The sequence below is a fragment of the Streptomyces sp. ActVer genome, assembly GCF_027270795.1.
Lineage (GTDB): Bacteria > Actinomycetota > Actinomycetes > Streptomycetales > Streptomycetaceae > Streptomyces > Streptomyces umbrinus_A.
Genome location: NZ_JAPWHT010000002.1, coordinates 51,227 through 69,745, shown reverse-complemented (window position 1 = coordinate 69,745; position 18,519 = coordinate 51,227). Strand labels below are relative to the sequence as shown.

Here is an 18,519-nt window from a genome sequence, read left to right as displayed (position 1 = left end):
CGCTCCACCATCGCGACCAACCCAAGCTCGCTGCTCCCGCTTCGTACTCCCCACCCTGGAGATATCTGACTTGCCCTCCCCCACCCTGATACCCCCGGCCGCCGTTCCCAGCGGCGACTGCCTCCGCTCCCGCATTGCGCGGCGCGGGGCTCGCCTCAGCCGCCGCGCAACCGTACGCGCCGAGGGCCACCGCACGAACCGCGGAGCACGCTTCACCCTCGTCGTCGGCCTGATGGCCGTAGTCCTCATGGCCTTCCGAGTCTCGTGGAACGCCCTGTCCGACATTGCCCGCGCCATCGGCGCCGACCCCACCGCCGCCCTGCTCTACCCGATCGTGGTCGACGGGCTGATGGCCCTCGCGCTGATCGCCACACTCGTGCTGCCCGATGCCGACCGGAAGTTCGCGCTGCGGGTCCTGGCGACCTACACGATCGCCAGCCTCCTGCTGAACTACGTGCACGGCCTCACCCCGGCACTGCACACCACGCCGACCCGGTGGGGCCGACTGACCGACTGGACACCGGCGAACTGGGCCCTCGTGCTGCTGGCTACCTCGCTACCGGTCGGGTCGATCTACTTCGGGTCGGACCTCGTCGCGAAGGTGCTGCACCACAACCCCGAGCCGGCCGACTCTGCCGAAGCGGTTGGCCGACAGCCCGGCGAGCAGGCTGCACGGTCGGGCTCTGACCAGGCCAAATCGGCCCCGGAGCAGCCGACCGAGTCGGCCCCCGCAAAGGCCGCCGAGACTCCCATGCCGAGGCCGACCGAGGCCGACCAAGCGGCCGCCGGCTCTACCCGACCACCCCGGTCGGCCGCCTCGGTTGAGTCGACCGGAGCCGCCCCACGCCGTGCGAGGGGTCGGGTCCCGGCCACCGCCAAGTCGGCCACCGACCGCACGCGCACCGACGCCGAAGTCCTCGCCGAGGCCCGGCGCCTGACCGCCGACTGGAGCGACGACCGGTTGACCGCCGAGCGCCTGCGCAACGAACTCAGGATCAGCCAGACCCGCGCCCGCGCCCTGCGCAACCAGCTGCAGACCGAGCGCACCGACCGGCCAGACCCCATCCCCTACGGCGGCTCCAAGGCCGAGCCTCTCGACGGACCCGACGCAGCCGCAGCCGCCTCCGAGCGCCAGAGGCATCTCGACACCACCCCCGTCGGCACCACATAAGCCTCGGCGATCCCTCAAACGCACCGGCCGCCTCACCCTTCCGGCTCACCCCGTACCCCGAGCAGACAAGCCCAGGGCACGGGGATTGCGCACAGCGAAGCACCCCAGCAACAGCACCCCACGGAGAACCGACCCATGCACGACCCGAACGACGAACTCCCCATCCCTCAGCAGGAGATGAGCACCGGCCCCAACAGCCCAGCAAGTTGTACCGGAAGCGATGCTTCCGGGATTCCCGCCCCGAGGGTGGCGGGAACAGCCCGGCGCCAGGGGGCACCGGACAGTCAGGCTGCGACCGAGGGCGGACCGCAGCAAGGACGGAGGCGGCAGGCCGAGTCCGTGTCGACCAGACGTCAGCGCGCTCGTCTGCCGAAGCCACGCAAGCGACTGAAGCAGCCCAGCTGCCGTATGAACGACACCGAGTTCAAGCGATTCACCGACGCCGCCGCCCACTGCCAGATGTCCAACGCCGCCTTCCTCGCCTACGCCGCCGACAAGGCCGCCCGCGACCTGAACCGCACCGCCGCCGAAATCGCCACCGAACGGGAAGTCATCAACGAGCTGTTCGCCGCCCGCCGGCACCTGGGCCGCATCCACGGCCTGTTCAACCAGATCGCCAAGGCCCTCAACTCCGGCGCCGACGCGCCCCACCTGGACGCCATGGCCCAAGCCGTCGGCAACGCCGCCCGCCGCATGGAGGACGCCGCCGATGCCCTGCTCGCCCACCGCGACGGCGGTGCCCCTGAGTGATCCCCAGCATCCACGACCGTGGCAGCGAGACGATCGGCCTGATCCACTACCTCTACGGGCCCGGCACCAAAGAGGAGCACATCGACCCGCACCTGGTAGCCGCCTTCGACCCGCTCACCCCCGACCCCGGCCGCGACCCGAAAGCCACCTACGAACAGCTCCAGCGCCTGCTCGACCAGCCCGTCAACGCCCTGCCCGCCGACAAACGCCCCGAGAAGCACGTATGGCACCTGTCCGTGCGGGCCGCCCCCGAGGACCCGATCCTGTCCGACGAGGACTGGGCGGCCATCGCCCGCCGCATGGTCGCCACCACCGCCATCGCCCCCGACGGCGACGAAGCCGCCTGCCGATGGGCAGCCGTCCGGCACGCCGACGACCACATCCACATCATCGCCACACTCGTACGCGACGACGGCCGCCGACCCCGCCTGCACAACGAGGCCCGCCGCGCCCAAGCCGAATGCCGCCGCGTCGAAATCGACTACAACCTGCGCCGAGTCCCGCCCGGGGACGGCACCGCCGCCAAGCCACCCACCAGCGCCGAACGGCACAAGGCCGAACGCGAGGGCCGGGACCGTACCGCCCGCGAGGAACTGCGCGAGACCGTGCGCCGCGCGGTGGCCGGCGCGAGCAGTGAGGAGGAGTTCCTCGATCGCCTCAAGGGCGCCGGACTTCTCGTACGCACCAAGGTGCTGCCCTCCGGCGACTTGCAGGGGTACAAGGTCGCCCTGCCCGACGACCGAAACGGCGACAAGGAGCCCGTCTACTACGCCGGATCCACCCTCGCCCCCGACCTATCCCTGCCCCGCATCCAGCAACGCTTCACCACCGACCCCGCCCCACGGGATACCAACGACAGCGAACGACCGGAACGCCCCACAGCGTCATCGGCGCCTGCCGCGGCCCGGCGCACCGCCACTCATGCGGCCTGGGCGGCCCTGCTCGTCCTCGACGCGAACGGCGATGATGGCGCGGCTGCCGCCCAGATCGCCGCCACCGGCGAGGTCCTCGACGCCCTCGCCAAGACCTCCGCCCTCTACAATCGCAACGAACTACGCCAGGCGGCCCGGGAGTTCGAGCGTGCCTCCCGTTCCCACACCCGAGCCGAGTTCCGCCACGCACAGGACCTGCGCCGGGCAGCCCGCAACCTGGTTCACAGCGGGCCCGCGCTCGGCCGGGGCGAGGACGGCGCCAGCACCGCGATGGTCCTGGACACGCTGATCTTCCTCATCATTACAACGGCCCACTGGCACGCCCAGCGACAGCACGCCCAGCAGGCTGAGGCCGCCCGCCGGGCCGCCGTGCACCTGCGGGCTGCCTACCAGCAGGCAGCCGTCGCACCCCTCACCGTGCTGCGCGAACGTGGCCGCCGTATCGCCCCGTCCCTGCGCCGTCACTACGTCGGCACCGTGCGCGCCGCCCTACCCGACCTCGCCCGGACCATCCTGGCCGACCCCGGCTGGGACGCCTTGGCCGCCACCCTCGCCGACGTCACGCAGGCGGGCCACAACGCGCAGGCTCTCCTTGCCGAGGCCGCAGCCAACAGGGAACTGGACACCGCCGATTCCATCAGCGACGTCCTCGTCTGGCGCCTGCGCCGCACGGCTGGCCTCCCTGCCTACGCCCCCGCCGCGGAACTCACCCCAGCCAGCAGCATCACGAACCGTCACGCCAGTGCACCACACTTCGCAATGCCCTCGGTATCACGCGCGCCGCGCCGCTGAAGGACCATCGCCGACACGCTAATGCCACCGAGTGCGCGCTGTACGTCGGGCTCGACCGGCTCTCCCGGTCGGGCCCGCAGCATGCGCCTGTACCAGGCCATCTATGACGTGCTGGAGGGTCAGGTCGAGCTCCTCGTCGGCGTGACCCGGGCCGGACGGTGGCTGGTTGTGGGCCGGCTACAGGAGCGGCGGCAGAACGCCGTGATCGGCACGACTACCTGCGCCGTGCGCGTGACCGCGATCGGGCTGGAGATGTCGGAAATGGGCAGCGGCTGGTGACCGGTGCACCGGTCACCAGCCGCTGCCGCCCGTGCCTCGGCGACGGGCACCTCCCGCCGCACCGCTGCTACGGTCGCGACCATGAGGCTCTCCGTCTCCACGGATCAGGCTGTTGATCTACGGGTACAGCCGGTTAACGATGTCCTTGATCGCGTCGAGCGGTCTCTGCAAGTGCACTTGCTCCCGGACACCGTGGTACGCAAACGCCGATCCGTGGGGGCCAGGACGGGCCGTGGCACCTGGGTGCGGATCGAGCGGCGCTTGCTCGACAAGATCCCCGATCAGGGGTGGAACGGCACTGAAAGTGCCGCCCGCCTAGAGGGCATCGCGCAGCCCGAATGGCACGGGTACGTGGTCTGGCGGGACACGGACGCGCCAGCGATGTGGCGAGCCGACGAAACCGAGCTCCTGCCGGGAGACCCCGTCGGAAGCGCCATCTTGAGTGAAGCCCCGGAGCTGCCGGATGACTGGTGGGAGGCGTTGAACGCCTCGCTGGACTCTCTGGCGGCACAGAGCACAACGCGGGTCGCCACACCGGACACCGTCACCATCACCCAGACCCTCGTCACCGAGTCCATCCGCGGTGTCTTCTCCGGTGACTTCGATACGACCGTCGAGCGGTGGGTACCCGCCCACGCGGACCTGAACTGGGCGAACGTGACCGCGCCGACGTTCAGCCTCTTCGACTGGGAAGACTGGGGTAACGCGCCGCTGGGGCTGGATGCGGCCTCGCTGTGGGCGAGTTCCCTTGCTGTCCCGGCTCTGGCCGATCGCGTACGGCACGAGCGTCAGTCTGACTTCGAGAGCCGGGACGGCAAGGTGATGACGTTGTTCGCCTGCTCGAAGATCCTCGGCCCGTACGCGCATCCGGAGGATCCTCGGCTGGAACTCGTTCGATGCATGGCAGAGCGGGTTATCCAGGAGCTTCAGGCGGGCTGAACGCGCGAGCGGTTTTGCAGGAGACTCCGGTACCACTGGACCAACCGCTCCTCGGCTTTGCTGACGAGTTCGTCGAGATAGGTGGGTTCGTCGGGTCCCACAGCGAGGAAGCCGACCCGCGAGAGGTCATAGGCAGCGCTGAACGCCGCCTACACACAGGAGAGTTGGCTATCGCCCCAGCGGAAGTCGGCAGCACCGCGTTCCGAGCGGTCATCATCCTGTTCGACGAGCACCTGTGGGAGGGACTGGTGCCCTTCGGCGTCAACTCCCGTGACCGCGGCCTGCTGTACGTCGACGATGTGCCCGCACTGGCCACGCTCCTCAACGTGCCCGAAAACTTCTTCTGCAGCGATCCACGGGCCTTCACCGACACCGACGGCGCGCTGACCACACCCTGACTACTCCTGCCGGCCTGCGCGGTGGGTGGGGGTTCCGTGAAACGACTTACGGATCCCCGGGCCACGAACGGCTGTTGTGCAGGAGTGGCTAGCCCGCGGTGAGATCGCCGGAGAGGCTGATCTCGATGGGGCGCTTCAGCTTGCTGCCGTATTTCCAGTCCAGGACGCCGTCGTGCTGGAGGCGTCCGACGACGATGCCTGGGGCGATGCCAGCCCGGCGGGCGAAGGCTGTGATGTTGGTGAAGGGCATTGGGCGCTGGGCGAGTTGCTTGTAGGCGGCCGCGTGCTCGGGCGGGATGAGGGTTTCCCTGGCGAAGGCGTCTGCCTCGTCCTCGCTGCGGTCTCCTTCGGGGGTCGTGTCGTCGTCACGGCTCGTGTTGTCGATGAAGGTGAGGCGTTTGCCGTGCAGGAGGACATGGCCGAGCTCGTGGAAGACGGTGAACCAGAAGTGGTCGTCCTTCTTGAACCGGCCGCTGAGGGCGACTCCGACCTTTTCCGGGGTGAGCCATCGGGTGACGCCGGAGACGCGACTGTTGGGGGGCGCGGCAACGAACACCACCGCGACGCCGGCTCGGGCGCAGAGGCGCGGGATTTCGGTGCGCCAGATGGCGGGTTCCTCGATGGTCAGGGCGCGCAGCTGGGGAAGTAGCTCAAGCAGGGCCGCGCGGTCGTAGGGTGCGCAGGGGATTTCGCGTGCTCTGAGTTCGGCCTGGCGCAGCCAGACAGCGGTGGCGTAGTCGTCGGGCGTGAGGACGGTGGAACGCCGGAAGGCAGTCCGGTAGCTGCCCCACACGTTCTCTGCAACCTCGGGGTCGGCGACTCCGAAGAACGCCAGCAGACGCTCGAGATTGTCCACCGTGCGCTCTTTGGTCGGCAGGATGCCCCGCTTGACCAGCTCCTGCAGGGAGAAACGGTCGAGCCAGTCTAGGTGGTGGCTGAGAGCTTCACGGCTCTGGGTGCGGCTGACGTGGGTGCGCCAGGTGGCCTCCATCTGGTTCCACAGGGAAGCCGAGATTCCGACGGCCCGCTCCAGCAGAAGGGCAGTCTCGGGGGTGAGGACGGCGCTCCCCTGGACGATCTGGTTGATGTGCTTGGTCGACAGCCCGGTGCGGCGGGCGAGGTCCGCCTGGGGGATGCCGAGGGCGTCGAGTTGTTCTTTCAGCGTGTCGCCCGGAGGCAGGGCTTCATCCGGGGCGAACGGGTGCGGGGCAGGGGGCGGAGTCACGTGAGTGCCTCTCGGTCGGCGAGGCTGCGGGGCGGGCCTGGTGGCGGGGTCAGGGGCGATGGATTGCTGCGATGAGCACAGCGCGTACGGCGTGCTCGTTCAGGGCGCCGTCGTCGAGGATGACGGGCGGGTCGTCGCGCGGGCGGACCACGAGATCGCCGTGATCACCGAGCGACACCAGCAGAGTGAAGCAGTCCCCGTTGGTGGCGGGCCGCAGCCGCGCGGCCGCAACCTGCCGCAAGTCAGCCAGGTGAGCTGCGGCCGCCATCTGGCCAAGACGCCGAAGCAGGGTGGTCGCCCCGTCGAGGCCCAAACGGTTCCTGCGGGCATGGCCGTTGTTGCAGACGCGGGCGAGCTCGGCGTCCTCGAAGACGATCTCCACCAGCGACCCCAGAATCCTTTTCCGTGCACCTACTGCTTCCATGTTATCCTGCCGATCAAGCTCGGCAAGGTTTTATGCACCTGTTGGGTAAATGAAACTGCGGAGTAGGGTGTGGTCTGTGCTACCGCAGACCACCGCAGGAGATCGGAAGGACAGCCCATGGCAGGCAAGAGCAGCGCATCCAACGGCAAGCGGGGCCGCAGTGCCATCACGGGCCGGTTCGTGAAGCAGGCCACCGTGAAGCGGCACCCGAAGACAACGACCAACGAGAGCACCGGCAAGGGCGGCAGGAAGAAGTAGGCCGCCAGCCCCTCCCGACCGACCTCGCATTGTCAGTGGTGTGAGGCACGCTCAGCAGACCAATGCAGTCACAACCAGGACCGGAGGGCCCGATGGCTCACCTCAAGCAGCAGTTCAAGGACGCGCTGAGCTCCATCGAGCCCGGCGACGACAAGACCAACGCGCCAGAGGCGCATCGCCTCGTCCGTGACGCCCTCAAGACTGAGTCCAAGCTCGCCGAGTACGGCGTCAGCCCGGTACTGATCGGCTCCTACAAGCGCAACGTGTCGATCCGCAGGATCAAGGACGTCGACGTGTTCGTGCGCCTACCCGATGTTCCGAGCGACGTCACGTCGACGGACATCCTCGACAGGTTCTTCAAGGTCCTGCATGCAGAGTTCGGCACCGACGCCGACGGGCACCGGCGCACCAAGCGTCAGGACCGGAGCCTGCAGGTCTCCTTCCCGGAATATGACCTCTACGTCGACGCGGTGCCCGCCCGCCCCTACGGCGACGGAACGTGGGAGATCCCCCAGAAGGGCGACGAGAACGAGTGGGTGCGCACCAACCCCGACGGGCTGACGGACCTGTCGAGCACGATGAACGCGGACCACGACGAGTACTACGTACCGACCGTCAAACTGCTTCGCCAGACGCGTCGCGCCCTGCTCGGCACGAAGAAACCCGGCGGATTCTTCATCGAGATGGCCGCCTACCAGGCGTTCGCCTCAGGCGCAGTCTCGGGCGACGACCAGGCGGAGTACTACGTCTCTGCCCTCCGGGAGGTCAGCAAGATCATAGATAGCTTCGTGACCTACGGCATCGCGGTGACCGACCCCACCCTGCCCGGACACACCATCCGCATCCGCGCGACCGACGACGAACTGGACACCGCGCGTACTCGGTTCACCGACGCCGCAGCGTCGGCAGAAGCTGCGCTCGCCGAGGAGGACGCGGGCAAGGCCGCGCTGACATTCCGGAAACTGCTGGGAACGAACGGCGATGGAGACACGGTCTTCCCGATGCCCCCCGGCTTCAACGAGGACGGCAGCAAGAAGGCATCCGCGATCTCGCCCGGCGCCCGCGTCGTGCCTGCCGGCAAGAGGACCTTCGGGTGACCTCTGTCAGCTTCGACGAGTACGTCGCCTACGCGCGGCAGCACTTCGAGGAAGGCCTGATCCGCGCCGGGTTCAGCGAGGTTGAAGCAGGATGGGAAGGACCGGTCCCGCACTCTGCGGGCACGACCCGCGTCGTGATCGACCTGCCGCCCCGCTTCCCGTTTCGGCCGCCGAGGGTGGTGCCGGTCGATCACGACGCGGTGCCCTGGTCCTGGCACCGCGACCCGGACGGCGCGCTGTGCCTGGTTGCTGAAGAAGATCACGACGGGTTGTGGTGGATGGAGGCACCGGCGTTCCTCGAACACGTCACAGCGTGGTTCGAGCACGCGGACACCGGATGGACGGACGATCGGCCCGACCTCGACCTCGACCGGTACTTCCATCAGTCCGCGGACCGGCGCCTCTACCTCTACGACGACCTCGGCCAGTACCTCAACCGCTCCGTCCGCTTCAGCCCGGCCAGCAACAACACGATGCGGATCAGGCACGGCATCCGTCCCAGGAAGGCCCTCAAGCACAGCAAGGACCGCTTTGGGTACGTGGCCGATCTCGGCGAAGTCGACGTGCCGCCGCGAACCTGGGCAGACATCTGTGCCCGGCTCGGCTCGAACGCGGATCTGGACCGCAGAATTCGCCAGCAGTCGGTCGCGGTCGTCGTGCTGGTTTACCGACGAGGCACCCACGAGGGCGCGATCGTGCTGGACGTAGCACCCACGAAGGAGGGCGGCACGGCCGTCACACGTCTGCGCTCGGGCGCAGACACCGAGGCCGCGCGGTCCGCTCGCGCAGGCGTCCTCGCTGCCGAACTGCGTGAATCCAAGGTTGCCGTGGTCGGCGTCGGCGCTTTGGGCTCGTTCATCGCCGACATGCTGGTGCGCTCCGGTGTCCGTCACCTCACTCTCATCGACGACGATGTGGTCATGCCGGGAAACCTCGTCCGCCACCTCGTCGGCCCCGACGCAGTCGGACTGCCGAAAGCCGAAGCGGTCAAGCGACACCTCGTCAGGCACAACGAGGCGCTGGCCGCAGGCATCGACACCATCAATAGCACCCTTACCTCGGGTGCCGACGCGGTCGACCATTTGCGGAACCACGACCTCGTCGTGAACGCCACCGCCGACTTCGCCACCACCGCGCTCCTGCATGTAAGCGCCCTGACACTGGGCACACGGGTCCTGTCTGCGGCGCTTCAAAACGACGGCAGGACCTATCGCATCGACGTACTGCCACCGATCGACGCCGCAGCACCGCTGCCGCCTTCGACGACCAGAGCCGACACCGAGGCACCGCAACTGTTCGAAGCAGGCTGCGGAAGCCCGATCTCCCCAACGCCGCCCCACGCGGTGATCGAGGCAGCAGCGGCAACCGTCCGCCACGCCGTCGGACTCCTCGTGGACCGCCCCCTCCATCCTGCAGGGGAGACGCGCCACCTCCACTCCGCACCACAAGGGAGCCACCACCAGTGACCCGGCCGGCACCACGGATCGAGCTGCGCCAGGAGGCATACGAGGTCATCGCGTCCGCGACCGCGCAGCAGCTGCCGCGGGAAACGGGTGGCATCCTCCTCGGCTATCAGGAAGACGCCAACGTCGTTGTCACCCATGCCCTCGTGGTCGACGGACAAGGAGCGTCCACCCACAGGTACGTGCGCGATGACGTCAAGGCGAACACGCTCCTCGCAGAGTTCCTGGCCCAGCGAGCGGACGACGATCCAACCGGCTACGTCGGCGAGTGGCACAGCCATCCCGCACCGTCCGGACCGAGCCCGATGGACCTTGCCGCGATGCGGGCAATGGCCCGGGAGCACGACGGCCCGATCGCACTCCTCGTTTACGCTCCCGGCGGGACGGACCCCTTCTCCGGACTGATCACCCGGCGCCAACGATGGGGACGCGTCACCAGCAAGGCAGCAACGGTCCTTCCGCCACCGCAGAGATTCAAGGCGCTGGGGCCACTGCCCAAGGGCGCAGTCCGGCCTGACGGCGCGGTGTTCATCTCCTACCGGCAGTCTGACGGGTCCCCGCAGGCCGAGTCGATCGAGAACCTGCTCAGGGCGGCCGGTCTCGTCGTGTGGAGAGACCATACCGACCTGCGCGCGGGCACAACGACCGATCGCCTCGAACAAGCCCTGACCCAAGGGCTTTCAGCAGCCGTGCTCGTCGTGACACCGGACATCGTCCACAGCGACATCGTCCGAGAACGTGAGCTGCCTCGACTGCTCCAACTGGACGAGGACCCCGCCTTCAGCCTGTGCATCGCGAACAAGACCGCCAGAGCGGGAAGCGATACACGGTGCGACTACGACGCACCGGACCGACTCCTAAGAATCGCTCCCTCCCGGACCCTCGCCGACAAGAAGCAAAGCAACATGCTCCAGCCGTCCGGCGAGAGCGAGATCGTGCGCGACCTGCTGATGCACCGAGTCGAACAACGCAAGCCCGCCATTCACAGCCAGAACCGCGCCTTCACGATCCGAGTCCAGACCCGCCCCGCGCCCTTCGCCATGGACGCGGGCGAGGACGACCTGCACATCCGCATCAGGGCCGCCAGCGACGGGCGTCTGCCGTTGCGAGAGGGACTTCAGCTCCTGCAGACCACACTGCCCCTGACCAGCGACGCCGTCTATGCGGCCGGCGTGCAAACCGTACGCGTCTTTGGCGGAGCTCACCTGTCGGTAGCCCTGGCCTTGGGAGCCGCCCTGCCCGAGACCAAGATCGGCAATGTCGAGGTGGTCGACACCCGCGGCGCTCAGTGGACGTCTGCAGAAAGTGGTGACGACCCACTGACCAGCGAACTTCATACGCAACCAGTTGACCTCGAACAAGCGCAGACACCCGACAGCCACGACCGCGTCGCGATCTTCCTCAGCCTGACTGCCAATCCAGATCAGACCGCATTCGAGCAGCTCCTGCACGAGTCCAGCGACGGCTTCGCCGCGGCCGCCGTGATCTCCGTCGCCGGCGAAGACCGACTCGACCCGCGCGAGGCCGCACGCCTCAGCACGGCTGCCGCGCAACAGATCAAAGCGCTTGCCGCACACAGCGGCCGTGCGGAGGTGCATCTCGCTTTCCACGGCCCCTACACGATGGCTCTACTCGTAGGGCGATACCTCAACACACTGCGCACCGTCGTCTACGAGTGGGACGGTGCGACCCCTGGGAGGCCCCGCTACACCCCAGCTCTCGTGCTTGAGCCAGGTGTCACTGGCGGACCGATCACCGAGGTCCTGCTCGACCAATAGGCGTGGCGATGCACACGCAGCGTGCCAGCCGGTCTTGCTCCGCCTGGCTGGAGCAGTGCACCACGGGAATGTTGTTGAGCCAGGCGTTGATCCGGACGAGGTTGATCGCGGCTCCGGTGAGCTGGTGCTGGAGACTGGTATTGGCCATGCCGCAGTAGCGGGATCTACGCAGACTATGTGCCAGGACGGCCTCGAAGGTGGTGCTTTCAATGCCCGCGCGGATCTTGTAGCGCTCTTTCCATTGGACGGTCTTCTGCTCCTTGCGGGCCTGGTGGAGGGCGTCAGTACAGGGCCCCTGCGCCGTCTCTCTTCGATGGGCGCGGCCAGCCTGGGCGACCGCGCCCGCCCGCATCAGTAGGTGATGGCAAGCCGCACGGAAGGCCGGTCGATCACGGCCGCGTCGGCGAGTTCGCTGTCCGGTGTGTCCGCAGGGTAGGCGATGATCGCGGGTTCAACGGTCCTGGCCGGGCTCCAAGCACGGATCTGCGTGCAGATCCGTTCGGCGAGATCAGCACCGGACGGGCCGTAGCCGACAGCTCCGAGTCGGAACCGGGGTTCGGCACCCACGTTTTCGGCAGCGCGCTCCAGGGTGAGGTACGCGATCGAGTCGCCCTCGACGAGGGCGGGGCTCAGGGCGGGTGAGGCGGGGCGGTGAAGGCCGGCCTCCATGGCTGCGGGCTTCGCGGTGATACGACAGGTCGCTCGCTCGGTGGCGCTCAGGCGCAGCCATACGCCGTCAAAGGACTCGACGGGGCCGACCATTGCGTCGGTCCAGACGACCGACTTCGGTCGGGTAAGGGCGTCGCGCAGGAGTTCCGGGACGATGGGCTGGTCCTCGTCCCAGTAGAGCCTGACGAGCCGGTCGTCGTCGATGTAGTCGTTCCGCTCTCCGTCCTGGCCGATCACCGGGAGGAAGCCGCACATCTTCACGGAGTCGGACGTCATCCGGTCCTTCTCGCGTCGGAAGGCCACGGACCGCGACAGCCCGCGCCATCGCAGCGGGACCACGAGGCGTCCGCCGACGGCGAGTTGGTCCCACCAGGTTCTGGGGAGGTCCCACATGCCGACGGCGGCGATCATGCGGTTGTAGGGGCTGAACTCCTCGGCGCCGAGGGCACCGTCCGCCGTGACCACGCGAACGTCACCGTATCCGTTCGCATCCAGCATCCGACGGGCGTAGGCGGTCACATCGGGGGCAATGTCGCACGTGGTGACCTGCCCCGACGGTCCGGCGAGGTGTTTGAGCAGGGCGGCGTTGTAGCCGGTGCCGGCCCCGACCTCGAAGACGTTGTCCCCTTCGCGGACTGCGAGTTGGACCAGCATGAAGTGCACAACATCGGGCTGGGATGCGCAGCTCAGCGGGAGTGCGTCCTCGTCGGGGTTCTCCTTGATCGTGACGCTCTTGTTGGCGTACGCCTCCTGGAGGGGCGCGTCGGGGAGGAAGGCGTGGCGGGGTACGGTCCGCATGGCGGTTTCGACGCGTGCGTCGCGAAGGCCAGAGGGGTCCTGTTGCAGGATGGCGTCGACCAGGCGGTTGCGCAGGTCCTCAGGGGAGGCGCCGGTGTCCGTGTTCATCGCGTCCTTTCGGAAGGTGCCCGGCCGTGCGTACGGCGCGGGCAGAGCGTACTCATTCGCTCTGGTGGGCGGGTGTCGATCGCGACGTCATCCCGCGAGGAGCAGGCAGTGGTCCCAGGGGACCGAGACCGCCGTGTTGACGGGGACGGTGAGGCGAACCATGTGGATGCCTGCCGTCCCATCCATGAGACCGGGGCCGGGCGGTAGTCCGTTGTGGTCCAGGTGCTCGTCGAGCCGGGCGTTCAGGTGCGGCAGATGCGACGCGAGTCGTCGTCGATGGCGTCGGCGGCGGCACGGGAGACGGCCTGTATGAGCCCCGCCCAGCCGTGGCAGAGGGATGCGTCGGTCAGCTGGGCGAGCTGCCGATCGTCGGTCAGGCATCCGGAGAGGGCCTGCTCAGCCTGGCGTTGCCGGGCGCGGTCGCTGAGGGCAAGGCCAGCGAGTTGTTGGGCGCGGGCGATGCCAGGGGTGCCGTAGCACCAAGAGGGACGTGTCGGTCCTGGGCTTTGGAGCTTGCCGCGCCGGTGTTCATCTCGGGTGATCAGGCCCGGCCACCAGGCGCGCGAGCCGGTACCGGTGCGCCAGCGATCCAGCCAGTCGCAGATCCGGGTGATGGCTTGAGTCTGTCCAGGCACCGTGTGACCGCGGCGCAGAGCCGTGGCCAGCAGCGCGAGTGGTCCGCCGATGCCGTGGGCGACGCCGAGGTTGCCGTGTCCGCCAGGCCATCGTGGCGAAGGTTGCAGATCGGGGCTGTCACTGGTCCACCAGCCTGGCAGTGGCTGCGCGTCGAGGGTGATCGGTTCAGTCAGCCGCACCAGGTAGGCGAGGGTGTCTCGTAGTTCCGTCTGGTTGCCGCGGTGCAGGTGGTACGCGCCCAGCCCAGTCAGTCCGCTGATGAGGTCGTACTCGCCCAGGGCAGGCAGGGCGCCGCGGTCGATGCGGGCGTGTGCCCGCCCGAGGCGGTGGTGAGTGACATCGGCGAGGTGCCTGTCCAGAGTCGCCAGGGAGCGCGCGGCAGTGTTCGTGTGCGAGAAGTTGAGGACGTAGGCGACAGCTGGGGCGCCCTCGTAGAGTCCGCACGCTTCGGGGACTGCCTGGATCGGCCCCTTGAGCATGGCGGCGGCCCACGGCCGGAACGCGTCCAGGTCCTCTTCACCGGTGTGCGCCCTGACGGCATGCAGCAGGGCGACTCCCGCCGCGCCTGAGTACAGCGATTGGCCCAAGCCCGGCCTGGTGGGTGTCAGCAGCTCGCCGTTGTTCATCGACTGCTCTCCCCCTGCCAGGCGGCCCACGCGACGGCGGACTGCCGTGCGAGGCGTCGGCAGATCCCTTCATCCTCCCGATCCAGGCCGCGCAGACGGTTGTGGTGCATGTGGAGGAGAGACTCCAGGACGGAGTCGAGGTCCATGCTCTCGGCGAGGCGTTCGCGGTACAGCGCCAAGGCAACGGCACGCCGGTGCCACGCCTGAGCGAGCGAGTCACCCCAGCCGCGGGCACGTGGCGTGCTGCGGCGAACGAGGTCGATGGCCTGGTCGCCGGCGCCTCGCTCGACGTGGGCGGGAGGAGCAGGGCGGTTCGTCAGCCACCGCATGCCCTCGTCGGGGCCGAGCAAGGCGCAAGCGATATCCACCATGCCGGCCGCGGCGAGCGCGCGACGGTCCATGCCGTCGGTTCCTAGGCTCTGCAGGGCGGCGAGCACGTAGGCCGAGTCAGCCGCGAACACCGTCTCGGCACTGCGCAGGGCGGTGCCGGGGCCGTAACGGCCGATCTCCGGGGTGTACGTGTCGAACACGAGCCTGCTGCTGAGCCCCTCGCGGCGCAGCCCGGCGGCCCATTGGGCGACCAGCTCGGTGCAGCCGGTGTACTGCCCGGGGCTACGGGTGCGGATGCGCAGGCGCAGGTGGTCGAGGTCGTGCGGGGCACGGTAGCGGACGAACCACCATTCCGGTCCGTCGGGGAGCTGGGCCACGAGCCCAGCGAGGTGAGTACCGATCAACTCCTCGAACTGGTCGGGGTGGGTGTAGATCTTGGTGTTCAGCCAGGGTGCCTGCCCCGACCCCGGTACGGGTCCGAGGGTGCTGTTGGCAAGCACGGGGAGAAAGCCGGAGAGCGGGTCGGGGGCCGGCGGGCGGGTGCTGGTCAGCGGCAAGGCGATCTCGTGGACGTGGCCGCCGATCCAGCCGTAGCTCTCCTCAGGCGGCGCCTCTGTGAGCACGGCCTGGCCTTCCCGGTCCAGGTGGGCACGCAGGACAGCGGCGTGGGCCGGCACATCGAGCTGCAGTCGCCGCGTCCGGTCGTCCTTCCTCAGCTCGACGGCACCGTGGCAGTGCCACTGCTTCCTCCACCGGCCGAGGGCGTTCGCCCACTCCCCCGTGTCCGCGCCACGGCCCGGCAGCGCGTCGGCGGTCAGGTTCCAGCGGCTGGGAGAGATGATCACCCGCCTGTAGCGGACGCGCGGCAGGAACGGCAACCGTGCGCCGTGCGGCCCCCAGTCGAAGCCCGTCCAGGCAGGGCCGAAGGCGCGGGTCAGGTGAGCGAGGAAGCGGGCCAGGGGCGGGGGTTGCTTGTCCAGGGCCATGGCGTGGAAGACCTGCGGGTCCACCACACGGCGGCGGGAGATGCTGACCAGGTACAGGCGGGTGTGCGTGGCCGTGACCGCGAGGTCGTCGACGTCGATGAGTGTTGGCGCCGTGTCGTCGAGGCCGCGGTGCTCGCCCAACGGGATCACGTGCGGGAGATACGCGGGGACGCGGCCGACGTTCTCGGTGTGCGGGTACAACGGCGGGAAGGACAGCTGCGCCGTCAGCGCGTTCTCAATGCCCGCGGGGACTTGGCGGTACAACTCTTCCAGTCCCGTGCCGGTGGCGACCGGAGTGAACCGGGAGGTGAGCGTTCCTGCGGAGCGTGCCGGTGTCACCGTGAGTATGAAGTTCCCGCGCTCCAGGGCGGACAGGCTGTCGGCGTGCAGGCGCGCGCACATCTCCACGTGGGGCGGTGCGTCCTGCCAGGTCGGCCCATCGTCGGCAATGCGGTCGATCAGCTCGTCGGTGAGGACGATCTCCCTGCTGCCGTCGGCCAGTCCCTGCCAGGCCAGTGCCAGCAGCCGCTCGTCACGCCCGGAGAGCGCCGGTGGCGGCGCGGTCATGCGGCTGCCGGGGTACTCGGCCGGGTAGCCGAGCCCGGCCGCCGGGTCGACGACCTCCTTCACCGGCACAAGCGTGCCGGTGCCGTACCGCTCCCAGAATGCGACCTGGTACTCCTTCCACACGCCCTGGCCCGTCGGCCGACGCGTCAACCGCAGCAGCACATCGGCCGCCCTCTCCATCTCTTGCGCGACGCTCTCGGGGATCCGCGCCTCCGCGTCCAGCAGCAGATCGACAGCCAGAGGGCTTCGGCCCGCGTCGGAGAGCCGACGCAACTGCGCTGCCAGCTGCTGGCGTTGAGGCTCCTGGCGGTTCGCAGGCAGTCGGTTGTGCTCGTGTACGGCACGGTGCGCCGCTTCGAGCTCGTGCAGAAGCTGTGCGGCTTCGGGAACCGTGTCCGCGTCGGCGCCGTGCAGCCGCGCGATCAGGTGGGCGAGCGGATCGGTGTCCGTCATCGGCGCGCGCAGGCTGGTGATCAGGAACTTCTCGCGTACCAATGCGCCGAGCAGGGTGCCGATGGTCTTCGGCTCAGTTCGGGGGAAGGAGGCGGCCAACTGCTCGGCGAGGGCCGCAAAGCGGACCGGCCCGCGCGCAGCGTCCTCGATCACACGGACCGCGCTGGTGCGTCGGACGGTGGCCCCCATCGGCCCGCCGTGCGGAACGTGCAGGCGTCCGCCGCGACGCACCGCCAGGTTGTTCAGGACCACGTCCAGACGCTCCAGCAGGTCGTGGCACCCCTCCAGACGGACGATGACGTCGTCCAGCCACTCGGTGTCCACCCGCACCACGGCCCGGTGCGTCTCCCCCCACCTCACGTACGGTGTGCAGCCCACGCTGACCGGGGCCACCCCCGCGAAGAGGCCGAACGGAGTCGGCCGCCCGGCGGCGCGCAGCACGTAGCGGACGGTGGCCATGGCGGCACGCCGGACCTGCTTGGGGCGTGCCGGCTGTCCGGCGCAGATCGCGTCGACGCGCGTGGCGAGATCACCGCTCGTCTGCCGGACGGCGTCGGCGAACCGCGCGTCGGTCCACACTTGCGTGAGCCACCTGACGCACGCGTCCGTGTCGGACGGATCGGGCCACCAGCCCGGTAGATCCGTCAACGGCATCGCGGCAGCCCGGAGCAGGGCCGCGCCCGTGTGCTGGTAGAGCTTTCCGTCGCTTCCCATTTCCAGTGCCTCCGCCATCAGTGCTGTGAACGGGCGGGGTCGGGAGCGACACCGCCCCCGACCCCGCGCGCAAGTCGCCGTCAGACGGCGCTCGCGCAGGACGAGGCGCAGGACGGCTTGCATCCGTCCCCGGTGTCGCACGCCTTGGGGAGCAGGTCGGCGTCGATCTCCGTGACGATGGTCAAGTCGAAGTCGAACGGATCGGCGAGCATCTCGGGGACGGACGCCTCGGCGGTGGCGGTCGTGATCGGGCTGAGTGTGGTTGCGGTCATCGCACTTCCTCTTCTATCGGAGCGATCCGAACGGTTCGTCGTGCTGCCCGACCGGCGTGCGGCATCGCCCAGCCGGGCCGGGATCCTGCGTTCGCACACTGCGGTGCGACCCCTCTCCGGACTGACCGGACTCCGTGGGGGAGATGGATTCGGAGCGTCCGGAGAAGGGAGCTGATGACACGAGCCGGAGCTACTGAATCCGGCCCGTGTAGAGCGTGGTCAACGTGGCACCAGTCACCAGGACGGGCAGGAACAGCACCTGGAAGGCGCCGAAGCCGAACCGGGCGACATATCTCGCCGGGTGCCGCAACACCCATCCGACCTGGCTCAGCAGCTGTCGGAGAGACCGTTGCCGCACGGTGGTCATCACGCCGCCCTCCGTAAGACGACGGAGTCGGCAGCGTCGACGACCGCCCACGGCGTTGTGATCAGCGCCCCAGTCCGGGCCTGCCACGCGGCGAGGTTCGTCCTGTCCTCCTCCAGATGACCCAGCATCACGAGCAAGGGGGCGACGATCCCAGCCGCCCTCCCCTGCTCGACTGCGGCCAGAGCGTTGTGCCAGCCCGCACACAGGGCTCGGCTCTCGAACGGCGCCGCCCGGTCGACGTGCGTCTCGACCGTCTCCCAGCCGGCATCGGTGACGTACCGCCGTGTGCTGGCCACGCTGTGGTCGGCGGCCTTACCGAGCGACGCGGGCAGGCAGGCGTAGAGCACCAGGCGTGTGCCCTGGGGCACCTCGTGTGGTGCGGTCTGCCTCACACTGCTACTCATTCCGCGTTACCTCCAGCCACCGTGCCGAGACGCCAAGGGCCGGCGCCTCGGAGAAGAGCCTCGCCGGGAGCAGTCGGCGGCGG

18 protein-coding genes and 1 pseudogene are annotated in these 18,519 nt (G+C 68.9%); 10 read left to right on the top strand and 9 right to left on the bottom strand.

Annotated features, from left to right (window positions below):
• The first annotated feature begins 232 nt into the window (after nucleotides 1–232).
• The 6 genes from O3Q52_RS00785 to O3Q52_RS00760 all read left to right on the top strand — a co-directional run bounded on the left by O3Q52_RS00785 (nucleotide 233) and on the right by O3Q52_RS00760 (nucleotide 5,261).
• Complete coding sequence (locus O3Q52_RS00785) at nucleotides 233–1,171, top strand: DUF2637 domain-containing protein (RefSeq protein WP_269646823.1); 939 nt, start codon at nucleotides 233–235, stop codon at nucleotides 1,169–1,171.
• A gap of 408 nt (nucleotides 1,172–1,579) precedes the next feature.
• The gene (locus O3Q52_RS00780) at nucleotides 1,580–1,921 is read left to right on the top strand and encodes a plasmid mobilization relaxosome protein MobC (protein ID WP_269646811.1); all 342 of its coding nucleotides are present in this window, start codon (nucleotides 1,580–1,582) and stop codon (nucleotides 1,919–1,921) included.
• The gene (locus O3Q52_RS00775) at nucleotides 1,918–3,645 is read left to right on the top strand and encodes a relaxase/mobilization nuclease domain-containing protein (protein ID WP_269646810.1); all 1,728 of its coding nucleotides are present in this window, start codon (nucleotides 1,918–1,920) and stop codon (nucleotides 3,643–3,645) included. Before O3Q52_RS00780 ends, O3Q52_RS00775 begins: the two co-directional genes overlap by 4 nt.
• A gap of 81 nt (nucleotides 3,646–3,726) precedes the next feature.
• Nucleotides 3,727–3,924 carry a hypothetical protein gene (locus O3Q52_RS00770; protein ID WP_269646809.1) on the top strand — a complete coding sequence of 66 codons (198 nt, stop codon included), beginning with the start codon at nucleotides 3,727–3,729 and terminating at the stop codon, nucleotides 3,922–3,924.
• 81 nt (nucleotides 3,925–4,005) lie between these two features.
• On the top strand, nucleotides 4,006–4,863 hold the full coding sequence (locus O3Q52_RS00765) for a hypothetical protein (protein ID WP_269646808.1): 858 nt from the start codon (nucleotides 4,006–4,008) through the stop codon (nucleotides 4,861–4,863).
• Nucleotides 4,864–5,027: 164 nt separating this feature from the next.
• Nucleotides 5,028–5,261: a hypothetical protein gene (locus O3Q52_RS00760; RefSeq protein WP_269646807.1), complete on the top strand. Its 234-nt coding sequence runs from the start codon at nucleotides 5,028–5,030 to the stop codon at nucleotides 5,259–5,261.
• An 88-nt stretch (nucleotides 5,262–5,349) separates the two neighbouring features.
• Here O3Q52_RS00760 and O3Q52_RS00755 read toward each other — a convergent pair whose 3' ends face one another.
• Both O3Q52_RS00755 and O3Q52_RS00750 read right to left on the bottom strand, forming a co-directional pair.
• Entirely contained in the window at nucleotides 5,350–6,486 is a 1,137-nt protein-coding gene (locus tag O3Q52_RS00755) for an ImmA/IrrE family metallo-endopeptidase (protein ID WP_269646806.1), read from the bottom strand.
• A 49-nt stretch (nucleotides 6,487–6,535) separates the two neighbouring features.
• The gene (locus O3Q52_RS00750; RefSeq protein WP_269646805.1) at nucleotides 6,536–6,910 is read right to left on the bottom strand and encodes a hypothetical protein; all 375 of its coding nucleotides are present in this window, start codon (nucleotides 6,908–6,910) and stop codon (nucleotides 6,536–6,538) included.
• A gap of 117 nt (nucleotides 6,911–7,027) precedes the next feature.
• Between O3Q52_RS00750 and O3Q52_RS00745 the strand changes: the two genes are divergently transcribed.
• From O3Q52_RS00745 to O3Q52_RS00730, 4 genes are all read left to right on the top strand, one after another.
• Nucleotides 7,028–7,168 carry a hypothetical protein gene (locus tag O3Q52_RS00745; RefSeq protein WP_269646804.1) on the top strand — a complete coding sequence of 47 codons (141 nt, stop codon included), beginning with the start codon at nucleotides 7,028–7,030 and terminating at the stop codon, nucleotides 7,166–7,168.
• Between the two features lie 92 nt (nucleotides 7,169–7,260).
• The gene (locus O3Q52_RS00740) at nucleotides 7,261–8,265 is read left to right on the top strand and encodes a nucleotidyltransferase (RefSeq protein WP_269646803.1); all 1,005 of its coding nucleotides are present in this window, start codon (nucleotides 7,261–7,263) and stop codon (nucleotides 8,263–8,265) included.
• Complete coding sequence (locus O3Q52_RS00735) at nucleotides 8,262–9,731, top strand: ThiF family adenylyltransferase (RefSeq protein ID WP_269646802.1); 1,470 nt, start codon at nucleotides 8,262–8,264, stop codon at nucleotides 9,729–9,731. Before O3Q52_RS00740 ends, O3Q52_RS00735 begins: the two co-directional genes overlap by 4 nt.
• A complete protein-coding gene (locus O3Q52_RS00730; protein WP_269646801.1) occupies nucleotides 9,728–11,506 on the top strand; it encodes an SAVED domain-containing protein in 1,779 nt (592 codons plus the stop codon). The genes O3Q52_RS00735 and O3Q52_RS00730 overlap by 4 nt, the downstream gene beginning before the upstream one ends.
• 76 nt (nucleotides 11,507–11,582) lie before the next feature.
• Here the strand turns inward: O3Q52_RS00730 and O3Q52_RS00725 are convergent.
• The 7 genes and pseudogenes from O3Q52_RS00725 to O3Q52_RS00695 form a co-directional block, all read right to left on the bottom strand.
• Nucleotides 11,583–11,858 (bottom strand): annotated as a pseudogene (locus O3Q52_RS00725) (transposase); the annotation flags it as partial.
• Complete coding sequence (gene fxlM, locus O3Q52_RS00720) at nucleotides 11,858–13,081, bottom strand: methyltransferase, FxLD system (protein WP_269646800.1); 1,224 nt, start codon at nucleotides 13,079–13,081, stop codon at nucleotides 11,858–11,860. The pseudogene O3Q52_RS00725 and the gene fxlM, both read right to left, overlap by 1 nt.
• A gap of 242 nt (nucleotides 13,082–13,323) precedes the next feature.
• The gene (locus tag O3Q52_RS00715; RefSeq protein ID WP_269646799.1) at nucleotides 13,324–14,343 is read right to left on the bottom strand and encodes a lanthionine synthetase C family protein; all 1,020 of its coding nucleotides are present in this window, start codon (nucleotides 14,341–14,343) and stop codon (nucleotides 13,324–13,326) included.
• Complete coding sequence (locus O3Q52_RS00710) at nucleotides 14,340–17,393, bottom strand: lantibiotic dehydratase (RefSeq protein ID WP_269646798.1); 3,054 nt, start codon at nucleotides 17,391–17,393, stop codon at nucleotides 14,340–14,342. Before O3Q52_RS00710 ends, O3Q52_RS00715 begins: the two co-directional genes overlap by 4 nt.
• An 80-nt stretch (nucleotides 17,394–17,473) precedes the next feature.
• Nucleotides 17,474–17,665 (bottom strand): FxLD family lanthipeptide, encoded by a 192-nt coding sequence (locus tag O3Q52_RS00705; RefSeq protein ID WP_269646797.1) that lies wholly within the window; start codon nucleotides 17,663–17,665, stop codon nucleotides 17,474–17,476.
• 190 nt (nucleotides 17,666–17,855) lie between these two features.
• On the bottom strand, nucleotides 17,856–18,035 hold the full coding sequence (locus tag O3Q52_RS00700) for a hypothetical protein (RefSeq protein ID WP_269646825.1): 180 nt from the start codon (nucleotides 18,033–18,035) through the stop codon (nucleotides 17,856–17,858).
• A complete protein-coding gene (locus O3Q52_RS00695; RefSeq protein WP_269646796.1) occupies nucleotides 18,032–18,436 on the bottom strand; it encodes a hypothetical protein in 405 nt (134 codons plus the stop codon). The genes O3Q52_RS00700 and O3Q52_RS00695 overlap by 4 nt, the downstream gene beginning before the upstream one ends.
• Between the last annotated feature and the right edge of the window lie 83 nt (nucleotides 18,437–18,519).

Coding starts and splice junctions, on each gene's coding strand:
- O3Q52_RS00785 (WP_269646823.1), top strand. CDS start 233: ATGGCCGTAGTCCTCATGGCCTTCCGAGTCTCGTGGAACGCCCTGTCC.
- O3Q52_RS00780 (WP_269646811.1), top strand. CDS start 1,580: ATGAACGACACCGAGTTCAAGCGATTCACCGACGCCGCCGCCCACTGC.
- O3Q52_RS00770 (WP_269646809.1), top strand. CDS start 3,727: ATGCGCCTGTACCAGGCCATCTATGACGTGCTGGAGGGTCAGGTCGAG.
- O3Q52_RS00765 (WP_269646808.1), top strand. CDS start 4,006: ATGAGGCTCTCCGTCTCCACGGATCAGGCTGTTGATCTACGGGTACAG.
- O3Q52_RS00750 (WP_269646805.1), bottom strand. CDS start 6,910: ATGGAAGCAGTAGGTGCACGGAAAAGGATTCTGGGGTCGCTGGTGGAG.
- O3Q52_RS00745 (WP_269646804.1), top strand. CDS start 7,028: ATGGCAGGCAAGAGCAGCGCATCCAACGGCAAGCGGGGCCGCAGTGCC.
- O3Q52_RS00740 (WP_269646803.1), top strand. CDS start 7,261: ATGGCTCACCTCAAGCAGCAGTTCAAGGACGCGCTGAGCTCCATCGAG.
- fxlM (WP_269646800.1), bottom strand. CDS start 13,081: ATGAACACGGACACCGGCGCCTCCCCTGAGGACCTGCGCAACCGCCTG.
- O3Q52_RS00715 (WP_269646799.1), bottom strand. CDS start 14,343: ATGAACAACGGCGAGCTGCTGACACCCACCAGGCCGGGCTTGGGCCAA.
- O3Q52_RS00710 (WP_269646798.1), bottom strand. CDS start 17,393: ATGGGAAGCGACGGAAAGCTCTACCAGCACACGGGCGCGGCCCTGCTC.
- O3Q52_RS00705 (WP_269646797.1), bottom strand. CDS start 17,665: ATGACCGCAACCACACTCAGCCCGATCACGACCGCCACCGCCGAGGCG.
- O3Q52_RS00695 (WP_269646796.1), bottom strand. CDS start 18,436: ATGAGTAGCAGTGTGAGGCAGACCGCACCACACGAGGTGCCCCAGGGC.